The 14264-nt window shown below is 63.1% G+C and carries 9 protein-coding genes; 3 read left to right on the forward strand and 6 right to left on the reverse strand.

The annotated features are described in order from the left end of the window. Positions 1 to 9 precede the first annotated feature (9 nt). The 5 genes from QSK37_RS43990 to QSK37_RS44010 form a co-directional block, all read right to left on the reverse strand. Positions 10 to 1260 carry a restriction endonuclease subunit S gene (locus QSK37_RS43990; RefSeq protein WP_285633725.1) on the reverse strand — a complete coding sequence of 417 codons (1251 nt, stop codon included), beginning with the start codon at positions 1258 to 1260 and terminating at the stop codon, positions 10 to 12. Beyond that, on the reverse strand, positions 1257 to 3323 hold the full coding sequence (locus tag QSK37_RS43995) for a type I restriction-modification system subunit M (protein ID WP_285633728.1): 2067 nt from the start codon (positions 3321 to 3323) through the stop codon (positions 1257 to 1259). The genes QSK37_RS43990 and QSK37_RS43995 overlap by 4 nt, the downstream gene beginning before the upstream one ends. Continuing rightward, complete coding sequence (locus QSK37_RS44000) at positions 3320 to 4987, reverse strand: N-6 DNA methylase (RefSeq protein WP_285633731.1); 1668 nt, start codon at positions 4985 to 4987, stop codon at positions 3320 to 3322. The genes QSK37_RS43995 and QSK37_RS44000 overlap by 4 nt, the downstream gene beginning before the upstream one ends. 432 nt (positions 4988 to 5419) lie before the next feature. Next, positions 5420 to 5551, reverse strand: a complete 132-nt coding sequence (locus QSK37_RS44005; RefSeq protein WP_285633734.1) for a hypothetical protein — start codon at positions 5549 to 5551, stop codon at positions 5420 to 5422. A 45-nt stretch (positions 5552 to 5596) separates the two neighbouring features. Further along, entirely contained in the window at positions 5597 to 5707 is a 111-nt protein-coding gene (locus QSK37_RS44010; RefSeq protein ID WP_285633738.1) for a terminase gpP N-terminus-related DNA-binding protein, read from the reverse strand. Between the two features lie 204 nt (positions 5708 to 5911). Between QSK37_RS44010 and QSK37_RS44015 the strand changes: the two genes are divergently transcribed. Together QSK37_RS44015 and QSK37_RS44020 are read left to right on the forward strand one after the other, a co-directional pair. Beyond that, on the forward strand, positions 5912 to 7531 hold the full coding sequence (locus QSK37_RS44015; RefSeq protein WP_285633741.1) for a DUF6119 family protein: 1620 nt from the start codon (positions 5912 to 5914) through the stop codon (positions 7529 to 7531). Positions 7532 to 7626: 95 nt separating this feature from the next. After that, positions 7627 to 8820 (forward strand): hypothetical protein, encoded by a 1194-nt coding sequence (locus QSK37_RS44020; RefSeq protein ID WP_285633744.1) that lies wholly within the window; start codon positions 7627 to 7629, stop codon positions 8818 to 8820. 295 nt (positions 8821 to 9115) lie between these two features. On the opposite strand, the gene QSK37_RS44025 is transcribed toward QSK37_RS44020, so the two are convergent. After that, the gene (locus QSK37_RS44025) at positions 9116 to 10435 is read right to left on the reverse strand and encodes a hypothetical protein (RefSeq protein WP_285633747.1); all 1320 of its coding nucleotides are present in this window, start codon (positions 10433 to 10435) and stop codon (positions 9116 to 9118) included. Positions 10436 to 10685: 250 nt separating this feature from the next. On the opposite strand from QSK37_RS44025, the gene QSK37_RS44030 reads away from it, so the two are divergent. Further along, positions 10686 to 14042 (forward strand): type ISP restriction/modification enzyme, encoded by a 3357-nt coding sequence (locus QSK37_RS44030; RefSeq protein ID WP_285633750.1) that lies wholly within the window; start codon positions 10686 to 10688, stop codon positions 14040 to 14042. Positions 14043 to 14264: the final 222 nt, after the last annotated feature.

Consider the following 14264-nt stretch of genomic DNA (forward strand, 5'->3'; position numbering starts at 1 on the left):
TAACAGCCTTCAGGTGGTGAACGAACTGCTCGCAGTAGTGACATCGAAACGGCCTGCGACGGCAGCAGTGATTAGCGCCTGACGTCGCTCGGAGAGGAGGTTAAGCTGCCGTTCACGGAGTTCGATGAAGTGGTCAATATTTTGGGTTTCGCCCGTGAGGCGGTCCGCGATCTTTCGCTGGTCATCCAAACTCGGGAATCTAGTCGGCAGGGTCCGCACTCGCTCGGCGCTTAGGTGGTAGATGTTCGCGCCCGTTGCAATCGAGGCGAACTCGCCAGCTGCAAAGGCGGAGCGTGCCCACCACTCGAGGAACTTGCCATCCGCGAGGCCCTTCCTCGGTCGAATACGCAGGAGCGTATTCTGGAAGCAGACGACACCTGGGATCTCCCCTCCCCAAACCGCGGAAGCACCAACGGCGTTGATACTGCCGCTTCCTTCAGTTACCAATATATCTCCCGGCCGCAAGGCAAAAATTTGCTGTTCATCAAGCGTGAAGTTCATCGACAACACATCCGTCAAGTCCAGCACGCCGTCCTTTACGTTGGCGGCTCTGAGATAGGGAACCATGTGTGGTCCGTCGGCGTGTTGCGGAGCACGCTGACGCCCCAGAATAACTTCGGCAACAGCCCTTAGGGCACGCGGCTTCCCACGAGAGGTCTGTCCGGAGACAGCCTCTGTGATCTGAGCCTGACGACGCATCTCGAGAAGAGAAACTTGCTCCCGAAGCACAGCGTCCAGTTTATCGATATGTGTAATTTGAGCGTCAAGGAAATTGGCGATTCGACGCTGCTCCTCCGGGGGGTGATTCGGGATCGGGAGGCCAAGCACAATCGTCGTGTTCAGGTTACCCATTGTGCTGCCGACGGCCCACTTCTCGAAATAGCTCCGCACTTCAATGCTTTGTAGGGCGTAGCTAATGAAGTGCGGATCGAGAAGGTCTTGGTTTGGTCGCACCCGGATACAGCCGGTACCACACAGCCATCCTTCAGCCTCTTTCTTCGCGACAGCTCCTCGCCCCAGATCGCCTCGACGCGCAAACACGATATCTCCGCGCTGGAGTCGATGTACATCGAGCCGTCGAGACGTTTCCATGCTCACGGTCGCTTTCTCGTCCGGGATTAGTCGCCCATCTTTGATATTGGATGGGTTGATAACTGGAATCCCCTTTTCGATATATTCATGAGCATGCAATTGGGATCCGAATGGGCCCGTTTGCGCTTCGATGGTGAAGGATTTAAGTGGGATCGTATTTGGACTCACCGGGCCACCTTGCCTAGCAGCTGCTGAATCTCGACCTCAAGTGACTTCAGTTCCGCATCGATCTCCGCAAGCGGCCTCGGCGGCTCATACACATAGAAGTGTCGTGTGAACGGAATCTCGTAGCCCACCTTGTAACGTTCGGTCGTCTTCGTCTTCGGATTCTTGAGCTCAGCGATCCACGCGTCCTTGACGTGCGGCTTCACCTCCGCCTCCAAGTACTCGTCGATGTCTTGCCCCATCGGGACGTTCTCCGTGTCACGCAGCTCGGGGTCGTGCTCAGGCTGTTTGCCCTTCACGAACTGCACCTCGCCCTTGGGATCGCGTACGCCCACCGCGTCTCGCAGTGCCTTCTGAAAAGGAGCGGCGGAGGGCCATAGCAAGCCAGCCGCGTTGACTGCCTTATGTAGCGCGTCCCACGCTTCCGCTTTCGTGCGCCACACCTGGCCGGTCAGCGGCTTGAGCGCGTCCGCGAATTCCCGCTGTCGCTTAGCCTGTTCCTGCGGGTCGGTCGTCTTGTCGCCGAGGACCTTACCGAGAGCCGCGGACTCGGCCAGCTGGGTTAGTGCGTCCTCAGTGACCTCAAAGCGGAGCTTGAGCGGGCGGTCGACGATGATGCGCTTGTAGCCGTACTCCTCGTTGCGAAGAATCTTGATCTTAGTGTGGTCGGGGTGGTTCTCGTCCGCCGCGATCTGCTCGGCGTCGCGGTACATGGCGCAGATATGGCGGATCTGCTCCTCGGAGATCTCCTTGCGCTTCTCACCGAGCGATCTCCGGCGCTTGACCCACTCGCCCCGCGCGTCGAGGAGGATGACCTTGCCCTTGCGTTGCTTGGGCTTGCGGTTGGAGAGGATCCAGAAGTACGTGGAGATACCGGTGTTGTAGAAGAGCTGGTCCGGCAAGCCGACGATGGCCTCTAGGTAGTCCTGCTCCAGGATCCAGCGCCTGATCTCGGACTCTCCGGACCCCGCGCCACCCGTGAACAGCGGAGAGCCGTTGAAGACGATCGCGATGCGCGAGCCACCGGTCAACTCGCCCTTCTCGTTCTTCAACAGCGGCTTCATCTTGTGGAGCATGTGCTGGAGGAAGAGAAAAGAGCCGTCGTTGATACGGGGTAGTCCAGCGCCGAAGCGACCGGCGTAGCCCTTCTCGTCATGCTCGTCCTTCACCGCCTTCTCGGACTTCTTCCACTCGACTCCGAACGGCGGATTGGCCAGCATGTACGTGAACTGCGCGTCGTCGAACCAGTCACGGGTGAAGGAGTTGCCGAAGCGGATGTTGTCGGCCACGTGCCCCTTGAGGAGCATGTCCGAGCGGCAGATTGCGTACGACTCGGCGTTAATTTCCTGCCCGTACAGGTTGACCCTCGTGTCGGGGTTTAGCTCCTTGATGTGCTCCTCGGCCGCGGCGAGAATGCCGCCTGTGCCGCAGGCTGGGTCGAGGATGTCGATGACCTGTCCGGGGCGGACGAACGCCTCATCGTCGGGCCCCAGCAGCAACTCGACCATCAGCTTGACGACCTCGCGCGGGGTGAAGTGCTCACCGGCGGTCTCGTTCGAGGCGTCCGCGAACTTGCGGATGAGCTCCTCGAAGACATAGCCCATGTCGTGGTTGCTGACCCGCTTCGGACTGAGGTCGATCTCCGAGAACTTTTGCACTACCTGGTACAGCAGACCGGCGTCGTTCAGACGGTCGATCTGGATGTGGAAGTCGTAGCGGTCGATGATCTCAGTGGCCTCAGGGGAGAAACCCCGGATGTAGTCCTTGAGGTTGGTGTAGACGTTCTTGTCATCGCTGCCGATGGTCTTGAAGTCCTGTTTCGAGACGTTGTAGAAGGGCAGGTCGGCCACGGCCCGGAGCAGTGCGTGCGGGCGCTCTCCCGTGTACGATTCGGCGCGGTCGCGGACCTCCTGGCGCGTGCCCTTCTCCTCCAGTACGCAGTCGAGCCGGCGCAGCACGGTGAGCGGCAGGATGACCTTGGCGTACTCAGATCGTTTGTAGTCCCCCCGCAACAGATCGGCCACCGACCAGATGAAGTCGGCCAACTGCTGGTTGGTGTCGCTCACTTGTCACCTTCTCGTTTCACGTCCGGCGCGAGGGCACCGTTGGTCAGTCCGTCGTAGGCCAGCCGGGCGGCCTGATCGCCCATCTTGGCAACTTCCTTGATCCTCCGCTCGAACTCACCCAACTCGCGGAAGGCATCCCCGTATCGGCGCTGCTGCTCAATATCCATCTGCGGTAGTTGAGCGCCTCGCAGGTCGGCACGGTAGGTGCCGGTGCCGGAGGTATTGCGGCGTCTGTTGCTGGCGCTGCGGAGGAATCCGCGCAGATAGTCGGTGTCCAGCTGATCGCTCGTGGAGGCGGCCTCGAGGCCCTCCGTGTCCACCAGTCCTGCCTGCACGAGGTCGCTGACGTCGATGACGTTCTGCTCCTCCATCGTCCCCACGCCAGGGCCAGCGGGCAGGGCCGGGAGCAGTGTGGCAAGCTCACGCAACTGTTGTTCGAGAGCCTGGCACAGGGTTGCGTACTCAGCGGGATAGTCGGGCTGGGCGGCGGTGACGTAGGCAGTAGGGCTGAGGTCGACATCCTCGCGGAGCAGGTTGATAAGGGGCACGTCCGTAATTTGGCCCGGAGCCGGATCGAGAGCGCCATCGGGATCATTTGCGGTTAGGTCGACCATGCGTACCGAGCGGACCTCGTCGCCTGGCATGGCCGGGCGGCGGAGTTCCCAAAGCAGCAGTGGCATGTTGTGGCTGCTCGCAAAGCCGGCGGGAAGTGCGGTGACCGAGACGAGGAGGCCTCGGCGTACGAGTTCGCTGCGGATGCGACGGCCGCTCTTGCGATAGGCGGCGGACGGCGGCAGCGCGATGAGCGCGCGGCCACTGGGTGCGGTGTGGAAGTAGCAGTGCTGGAGCCAAGCGAGGTCGCTCTCTGCCCGCGGCGGGACGCCGAGTTCCCAGCGCGGGTCGAGCAACAGGTCCTCGCGCCCCCAGTCGGGCTGGCCCAACGGTGGATCACAGACGACCAGTTGAGCCCTCAAATCTGGGACGCGGTCGTCGCGGAGTGAGTCCCCGGCCTCCAGCCGGGCCGGAGGGCCATCAGCAAAGCCGGTGCGCAGCCGAGTTAGGCGTAGCAGGTCAGGGTTGGTGTCCTGGCCGACGAGCGCGGTCGTACGCGGGCCCGTCACAGCGAGCAGGAGGGAGCCGATGCCGCAGGTAGGGTCGTACGCGGATCCGTCTGCCGTGCCCGCGAACTGAGCGAAAGCACGGACGAGCCGGGGCGAGGAGACAGCCTGAGCGCCGCTTCGGCCAACGGAGGCGACGTACCGGCTGATCAGGTCCTCGAAGAGTTGAGGCGCGGATCGCTGGCCCACGAGCCGGTCGACCACGTTGGACAGTTCGTCCGGCAACGCCCCGGACTTGGGCTCGCCCTCGCTGAGCGTATAGCCAATGCGGGCAAGCGCGGCGGTCATGTCGTCGCCGTGAGCGGAACGCAGAGACTGCCAGAGAGCGACTTCCGGCGAGACACTCCGCCCCTTGCGCTGGCCCGCGAGCCACTTCTCCACCTCAGAGAGTGAGAACAGCGGGCCTGCCGCCGTCCCGCCCACGGGCGCGGGGAAGTCATCATGGCGCCGCCGCCAATTGGCGACCGCAGCCCTGGTCACACCCGCGAGTCGGGCGATCTGCGCGGCGGTGACCACGGGCACTGAAGCGGTTCCCTCCTCAGACATGGGAGCGAGCGTACACGACTGCGTCAGTTCAAGAAATGCGTTAGCCTGTTGACAGTGCTAACGTCTTTATGGTGCCCCTTCCGCAGTCGCCATCGTGAGCCCTCGCTCCACATGGCGACTATCGCCCTCCGCTTAGCTGACTCGGTCGGGGATCTTGCAGCTGTCGATGTCGGCCGCTGGCGGCCCGCCAGACCTTCGGTCGGGGGATCTCACGTTGATCCAGGAAGTCCTGGAACGGCTGTCGGTGGCCGGGCCTGGCCCACAAAATGGCGTACGACGCTTACCAGGCCGGCATGGAGACATGCTTGCCGCCACTGCGGCTCGACGAGGCCACGAACCTGGCCACCAGGTCTTCGATCAGCCCTTGAGGGAACGGCGTGCCGCAATGCCTGAGATCAGCTCGGCGGTTGCCTTAGCGAGCGATCGCGCCCCTCATTGCTCCGCACATACGGCGAGCAGCGTACCGATCATGCCGTCGCCGAACTCAGGACGCAGCGCCTGCCAGAACTCCATCTCTTCGGAGATTTCCTGTTCTTTGCCCTGACTGGCGAGGCAATCGCACACCTCGACCAGGGCGAACAGCGGCGCGGTGGCCGCCCCTCCCGCCGATTACGGGAAGTCAGCGCGCCGGCGCTGCCAGTTCGACACCGGGGCCCGGGTCATGCCGGCCATCCGAGCAATCTCGGCCGGTGAAACCAGCCGCGCCTCGTCATCCGTCACGGACCAGACCGTACGCACTGTGAGCTAATCTTCAAGAATATATGCGCGTTGACACTGCTAACACGATCATCCATCATATGAGAGTCAGTGCGTGCCTAGCCTCCAGAGCGCGGTTCGGCGAAGCCGCGTGCCACCGGGCCAGTCCAGCCCGACCGATACCAGCCTTCCGAGTGAATCCCGGCCTGCTTCCTCCTGGAGCCCCTTATGACCGTTCGCACGCTCTACCGGCTGACCGGCGTCAACCCCGACCTCGACGGCCTGCTCGACGCCCTGCCCACCGAACAACTCGACGAACTGCAATTTCTGCCCTCGTTTCCAGAGGAGTACCTCGGCTGTCCCGCCATCTTGGTCAGCGGCCACTTCGACATCCCCAAGGCGGGATGGTGCGGAGAGGTCGCCCAGCTCACCGGCGTCGAGCTCACACTGCGGAAGCTAGAGACCGCCGCGCTTCTGCTCATCGCTGTGGACGACGAGGTATATGCAATCGGGTTCGATCAGGGCTACCGGCTCGTTCCGAATGGGTTGAAGGACCCGAGCTTCGGGCTGCGTGTCGCTGTCCGAGCTATCGACCCCGAGCTGGTCCATGACATCGTGCGGCGCTCACTGACCGGAAGGGGCCGCCAGGACGCCACCCGAGCCCCGTCCGGCCTCTCCATCGGGAGCGTCGGCATCAAGCAGCACGCCGAACTCGTCCGTGAGCTCGGCGGTCAACTCCGAGCGAGCGGCCTAGGGCTTCCTGGCAATCGCCCCATCCGCATCGAGGGCTCGGCGGGGCTTCGCCTCCCGATCCCCACAGAACCCGAGGCGTTCCTGGCCTGCATCCGTTCTCTTGCCAAGATCTGCGCCGCCGAGCCGCGGCACGACTTGGCCTTCATCGAGGCCACCCAGCCCGTCGCCGACAAGACGACCATCGCGGACCTGGACGGGCTCCTAGACGAGGCGCTGCTCGACTCCTCCGATACCTCCATCAGCCTCGCCGTACCAGTCGACCTGTCTCCGCTCCTGCCCGCCACCGGGGCTTATACGATCCAGATCGGCAACGCAACGATCCGAGGCCGTGACCATCTCAACCTGGCTGACATCCGCTACCGCGTCGGCGTGCAGCACGACACGACACCCACCGCGGCGTTGCGCGCCGGAACCGTCACCATGTGTGGTGCCAACGACGACCCGCTCGGTCAAGCCCCCGCCATCAAATGGATCGAGACCTGCCTCACCCGCGGATCCAGCCACTACTTCCTCATGGAGGGCCAGTGGTACGAAAGCGGCGTCGACTACCTAAAGACGATCCGCCGCCAGATCGAAGAACTGATCACGCCGACGCCGAGCATCGCCTTGCCGGCCTGGCGTAAGGGCGAGCACGAGCGGAACTACAACCTCCGCGCACAGGCAGAGCTCGGACGGAGGCAGTTCCTGTGCCTTGACCGGACCAGCGTCCGGACGGAGCTGCACAACCACAACGGCATCGAGGTCTGCGACGGATACGGCCCCGCCGGTGAGCTCATCTGCATCAAGCCAGCAGACAAAGCTGCCCCGCTCAGCCACCAGCTCAACCAGGCCCTCATCGCAGTTCAGACACTGCTATTCGACGCCACCGCCCGAGAACGGTTCAACACGCTCGTAACCGAGACCAGCGGCGGCACCCGCAGCGTTCCACCCAGCACCCGACCCCACAAGGTCATCTTCGGCATCCACCTCAAGAACGGCCAACAGCTCACCCCAGACACGCTCTTCCCGTTCGCCCAGATCGCCCTGATCAGCATGGCGCTCACCCTCCGCCAGGACGTCGCCGTCGAGGTGATCGGCATCCCCACCGAGAACTAGCCCGAACCACCGCAGGACTCGAATAGGGGTCCAGCCACCCCACATCACGACATGATGGCCCAGCGGGATCAGCAAGCTCTCAGGAAGGAATATCCGTGTCCGACGTCAGCATGCCGGTTGCCGTCATCGCGATCTCCACCGATGCCAACGAAGACCATTGGGCTCAGGCCACATGGCACGCGGAGGTCGCCGCGGTCGAGGCCGCCAAGGCGGACGGTATCCCGGAAGATCAACTGACCGTGTCCCATCAGCGTTCCGGAGGCGGAGTCGTCGCCTCGTCATCCGACGGCCGGACGTACATCGCCTTGGTGATCACTGACCCTGCCGTATCACCTGCTTCATACGGGGATCGCATCGACCCAGCCCGCTACTTGCGCGCTCGCGCGCAGGGCGTCTCGGTATTCTTCGAAGGTGCTCCCGCGAACGCGATCGCGGATGACCTCGAGGCGGACGACCTGTTGCCGGGATGCGCCGTCCCCGCGATGCGCCGAGTCCCCGACCGGGCACTCGCAGACACTTATGCTCAACTCTTCGACTCCAAGCGTTCGGACGTGGTGCGAGCTGCTGCGTTCGACGCATTCGCAGTCCGTTCGGGCGCTACTGCGCTGGCCGGATCGTGGCTGCTTGAAACTCCCAGCTCGCATCAGGACGACCTTCGAAAGATCGCCAGCCTGAGCATCGGCAACGCAAGGTACGACACGAGCCCCACCACACGGTCAGACCACATCCTGGCGATGTGTTACGTGACGGCCGCCAAGGCAGTTCCTGCCGAGCTAAGCCGTCGCGCCGCAGCTGAGCTCGTCTCACTCTGCCTGGATGCCGGTTACCAGGAGGCACGCCGGCTGCTTCCTAAGGGAGACTGGTCGTGGCTGGCGGTGGCGGTCAGGGAAGAAACCTGGGCGTTTCACCTCGCTCTGGAGTTTCTCAGCGATCTCACGACACCCCTGAGCACGCGGATGAAGGTCGCGATCGAGTTCGTCACACACGCACCCTCGCCCGTCGTCCCGCCATCGGTAGACGAGCTCGTTCGCTCGCCCAAGGCTTCCAGCACGGACCGGCTGAGCCTGGCCACAGCGTGGGCGAAACGGGATCCGAAGGCGGGCCAGCTCCACCTGGACGCGCTCGCCCGCGATCACACCCTTCAACAGCTGCATCGCGTTCAGGCTGCCGAACATCTGCTCCGCCTGAACCCTGACGCAGGCTCAAGCGCCCTGGCGGCGCTAACCGACGATAGACGGCTCTCCCCCGCCGCCCGAGAACTCGCTTCTCGCTCCTTGCAGGGGTCATAGCCTGACCGTAGAGGCCAGTTCAGGGCGGTTCTGCGCTCACTCCGAACACGGACCCGCGCGGATACGTTGGCGACCTATCCAAGGTCAACCCGAACTTCTACAACCAGCCGCCCCGGCGAAGCCGCAGGTCTCGGCGTTGCGGATGTGATGCGCGCCCCCGCACAACGTTCGAACTTGCGCGCCGTCCGAGAGCTTGGATCAGCGAAGGCCTGCCGCCGGCTCTTGGCACCATGTACGGATCCGTCTGTAGCACGAGTGTGGGCGCACGCCACCTCATGATCCGGACGCCCTGGTTTCATCTCTGTAGGGGCGCTGGCAGGGGAATGAACCGTGTGAAGGGCGTACGCACGTCCGGGACTCTGAGCGGAGTCGTGTCTGCTCCGGCATTGCTTGCCGCCTTCAGCGCAGCCGTGAAATCTCCTCTCGCGAGCGTCTCTACGGGGCACGCCCTGCATTCTCCTTCGGCTGCATGCTCGGCTGCAGTGCCGACCACGGCCCGGAGGTGGGCGAGCGCGTCGAGCCCACGGTCGACGCGCAACACGTACCAGGTGCTGTCGCGATGCTCCTTCGGGGGAAGTCCGGCCGCGATTCTCGGGTACATCGGCAGGCCTACTTGGCCACCGTGGATGCGGACGAGGACGACCTGATCGAGGTAGTCGCACTCGTCCGGTTGCGGATGGTGACCGTCCAACCAAACAACGGCCTCGTCACGGCTTCCGGGGCCCCAGATGTACTGCGTGGGGAAGGTTGTGGTCGCACTGCGGGCGTCGAAGTTCAACAGGTTTGGGTCAGTGGCTCCGCCAGGGCAGAATACGGCGCGGACCAGAACGTACGTGAAATTTTCCTCATCGCTTATCTCAACAAGATCGTCGGCGTAGCCGAGCGTGATCTTATCGCCACTATCGCTCCAACCGATGGCAACAATGCTCCGGCTGAGCGGCGCTGGATAGAGCCGGCCTCCCGGCGTCGGATGTCCCCACAGGCGGTTGATGACTTCCGATAGGTCCGAAAGTGACCTCGCGGCTTCCACCGGGGAGACGAGGTGGTACGCACCATGGGCAACCATATTCCGCAGATCCCGCCAGACCCGATCCAGACTCCGATTGCGCTGCCCGCCCAGCAATCCCTCCCTGCGCGCCCAGGTCAGCAGCCCAGCCAGCGTGCCGTTGAACGTCACCCACTCCCGCGAGGCCGCCAGTCGGATCTCCGCGCCGCGGATCTCCCTGAAGCTATAGAAGAAGTCGTTGAAACTGGTCATCGCGATCTGATGCTCGTGCTTCCTGCGGTCCCGGACCTCAATGGCCTGCCCGTGGTACTGAGCGGCGAAGCGATCGCGCAGCGCCTGCTCCAGTGTTAGCTGAGCCGCATCCTCGACCAACGTAAACAACTCGTAGCACAGGACGCCATGAGCATAGGCGATGCCCAGCTGCCCGAACTTGTTACGGGTGCTCTCGGCGACGTCATCAGCCAGTCGAAATCTAGCGATCAATTGCTGGTGATAATCGACAGCGTCCTCCGGGGTCATACGACCGCCGAGCCCGAGTGGGCTGAAGACCAGAGTGCGCTCATCGACGGCTTGCAACTGCTCAAGCGTCCTGATAGCCACGTGGATCACGTCTACCTTCCTGTGGAGAACAGACCAGGATGACGCCCGCTTCCGCTGAGGTGCAACCGGATCGCGGTAAGACACGGATCACTGTCGTTGCACTCCTTCGTTGATCATCCATCTCGAGCGATCACTCGATGGCCGCCTCAGTTAACGCGTTACACCGTTCAAGGCAGCGCAGCCGGATGTGGCCACAGCAGCACGTCCGACCATCCCGCATCTTGATGGAACCTGGTTCAAAGGTCACGTTGAGTGGTGTATGCGCGATCTGCCGGAGGTGAGTGTGGCGGGAGTTTCCAACCCCAACGCCGGGACCGCCACGCAAGCGATGGTGGCCAGATTCGGCCGAACCTTATCCCAGAAAATGGGTCTTGGTGGAGCAGAGGAAGATCAGCTTCGCGGCCCTCTAGAGATACTGCTGCGGGAATTTGGCGCGCTAATCGGCGTCGAGGCTGTTCCCTATGGCGAAGTGAGCTTGCGGGATCTCCGGGCGCGGCCGGATTACGCCGTGAACATTGGACACGTTCGAGTTGGCTACATCGAACTGAAGAAACCGGGCAAGGGCGTCCCCGGGACCCCTGAATGGCATCCGGCGAAAGGCGACCGGGATCAGTGGAACAAACTTCGGTCGCTCCCGAACGTGGTCTATACAGACGGGGTCACCTGGGCCCAATACTCTTTCGGTAACCGGATCTCGCCGATCGTCAGGCTTGCGAACACAGTTTCTGACCTGCGCCGACCGGCGGCGCCGGCCGTCGGCGAACTGGTCGGCGTCATCCGACGTTTCCTGCTCTGGGAGCCTGAGTCCCCTCGGACACTCGGTTCTCTGGTGCAGATCGTCGGCGGGCTATGCGCTCTCCTTAAGGACGAGGTTTACGCCGCAATCACCGAACCGCTAAAAAAGCGGTCCCAGATGCGGCTCGCGCTTTTGGCCGACGACTGGCGGGACCTGCTATTCCCCGGGCTCGACAACGACCGCTTCGCCGACGCCTTTGCACAGACCGTCACGTTCGCATTGCTACTCGCCCGTTCCGACGGCATCGACCTCGTCGGCGAATCCTACCACGAGATCGCCCAGAAGCTGGGAAAACGGCACCTGCTGATGGGGCAGGCATTCGCTGCGCTGACCAACGGAGCGGACGACGAACTGGACACGATTGAGACCCTACGCCGCGTGATCAACGTTGCCGACCTCAAAACGCTCGACATCAGCCCGGCGGACGCCTACGTCTATCTATACGAACGCTTCCTCGCGACCTACGACCCGGCGCTCCGCAAGGATACCGGCTCGTACTACACGCCAATCAAAGTCGCCCGCCACATGGTCCGATTCGTTGACGAAGTACTACGCGAGCGCCTCGACAAGGAGTGGGGGTTCGCCGACGACGACGTCGTGGTCGTGGACCCCGCCATGGGAACCGGCACCTTCCTGGTCGAGGTCATCAGCTCCGTAGCCGACCGAGTCGATGACAAGCTCGGACCAGGGACGCGCGAGGACTTCGTCAACGAGCTGGTCACTGACAGGCTCATCGGCTTCGAAATCCAAGTCGCCCCGTACGCGGTGGCCGAACTGCGCATCCACGGCTCCTTCAAGTCCCGATTTCAGGTCGAAACTCCGACTGAGGACCTACGATTCCTCACCGACGCGCTAGCCGACACGAACAACGTTCAGCGGAAGCTGGGCGCACCCTATCGAGTGATCGAGGAGTTCCGGGACAGAGCCAACCAGATCAAGCGCCAGGTCCCTGTAATGGTGGTCATCGGTAACCCACCGCACGTGGAGAACACTAAAGGCCGCGCTCCATGGATCGAACACCCGCGGACTACAATGCCAGGCCCCGGGGCCCTGGCCGAACGCCCATCCCTCGACGAGTTCAGAGCCGTCGGACTAGGCCGCTACGAATCGGACCTGCATGGGATGCCGTGGTATTTCCTGCGCTGGGCGACCTGGAAGGTGTTCGAAGCCGAGCGGCGTATGCCGGCGGGTGTGGTGGCCTTCATCGTCCCGTCAAGCGTGACCAGAAGCCTCGCTTTTCGTGGCCTACGCGAGTATTTGCGACGCAAATGCGATCTGGGCTGGGTCATCGAACTTACCCCCGAGGGAAACCGCCCACCGATCGCAACCCGAGTCTTCGGACCCGATGTGGGGCGGCAACTCAGCATCCTCATCTTCGCCAGAACGACCCACCCTGACGAATCGGAACCGGCCGACGTACGCTATCTCGAGTTACATGGGACACGTGAAGAAAAGGAATCTGCACTGGTGGGGCTGACCACGACAAGCCCACGCTGGAACCCCTGCGACACCGGTTGGCAAGACTCTTTTCTCCCGGCCGCTGACGCCGAATGGACGGCATTTCCTTCACTCGGCGACCTGATGCCATGGCGAACACGAGGCGTCACCCCCGGACGAACCTGGGTCTACGCACCCACAGCCAGCATCCTCCGGACCCGTTGGCGTAGACTCCTCGCCGCACCGGTCGAGGAACGCCGTGAACTCTTCCGGGAAACGCAGGACCGTTCCCTGCAGAGTCAAGTCAAGCCACTACCCGGCTTCCCGCACTTCCAGCGCCCGCTGGCGGAGGAGTATGGCCCCTGCCCCGAGCCGATCCAAGTTGCTTACCGCTCGTTCGACCGGCAGTGGCTGATTCCCGACAATCGGCTTCTGGCCAGGGGCCGCCCCCCGCTCTGGCAGGTCCGGTCAGAACACCAGGTCTATGTCTCCGAGCAGGACGCCCACGAGATTCAAGAAGGCCCGGCTCTGGTCTTCACCGGCCTTGTACCTGACCTCGACCACTTCTGTGGCTGGGGCGGAGGCGGCGTGCGCCCGCTCTGGCGCGACATCACATGTAGCGCCCCGAACATGACCAAGAGGCTACTCAGCTGCGTTGCCAGCACGTTGAGGGTTCCCGCCTCCGCGGAAGATGTGCTCGCCTATATCGCAGCCGTGACCGCACATCCTGGGTACACGCGCCGGTTCCAGAAGCAGCTACGACAGCCAGGTGTGCGGGTCCCGCTCACTGCAGATCCGACGCTGTGGGATCGCGCGGTGTCCATCGGGCGCGAAATCCTCTGGCTCCACACGTACGGCAATCGGTTCGACGATCCCGCTGCGGGGCGCATGCGCTCAGAGCGTTCCGTGGTCGAAGCCTTCGGAATCAAGTGTCTGGCACCCGTCAAATCACTCCCTGAGCGGCTCCCCGAACTCCTCACCTACGACCCGGACGCGCAGTCGCTCGCTGTTGGAAATGGAGTCTTCGCCCCAGTTCGACAAGAAGTCGTCGACTACACGGTCTCGGGTCGGCGCGTGGTATGGCGCTGGTTGAACGACCGGACAGCCCAGCCCCGCAACAAGCGCCGGTCGTCAGATCTGGACGACATCGCATCGATTTCCTGGAACCGCGATCTCACGTTGGAATTCCTGGCGCTCCTCTCCGTCCTAACAGGATGCGTACTTCTGCAATCGGAACAGGAACGACTGCTGAACGAGGTGTGCGCGGGGCCGTTGATCAGCAACGACGACCTCGGTGACGCTGGGGTACTCCCTGTCCCGGCAGCTGCGACGAAGCCGCCAAAGCCAGCACCACCCGGCTCCTATCCCCTTTCCGAAAGCTGACTACGATCACCGGACTTCGGCTCGGGGCTGTCCTAGAGGTTGGACAGGATCGTCAACCGAAGGCTCCAGGACCTGTGCCCGGGCAATCGCGGAATGGACGATGCCGCACGGCCCTCGGGGCACCGCAACTCTCGCTCTGCAGACCGCGCCCAGTACGAGCCAGGCGGAATATTCTCGCTACGCGTGATGATGTCCACCTGAGACACCAGCCATTTCGTTCAT

Origin of the sequence: Actinoallomurus iriomotensis (assembly GCF_030269445.1) — a bacterium.
GTDB lineage: Bacteria > Actinomycetota > Actinomycetes > Streptosporangiales > Streptosporangiaceae > Actinoallomurus > Actinoallomurus iriomotensis.

Coding starts and splice junctions, on each gene's coding strand:
- QSK37_RS44000 (WP_285633731.1), bottom strand. CDS start 4,987: ATGTCTGAGGAGGGAACCGCTTCAGTGCCCGTGGTCACCGCCGCGCAG.
- QSK37_RS44015 (WP_285633741.1), top strand. CDS start 5,912: ATGACCGTTCGCACGCTCTACCGGCTGACCGGCGTCAACCCCGACCTC.
- QSK37_RS44030 (WP_285633750.1), top strand. CDS start 10,686: ATGCGCGATCTGCCGGAGGTGAGTGTGGCGGGAGTTTCCAACCCCAAC.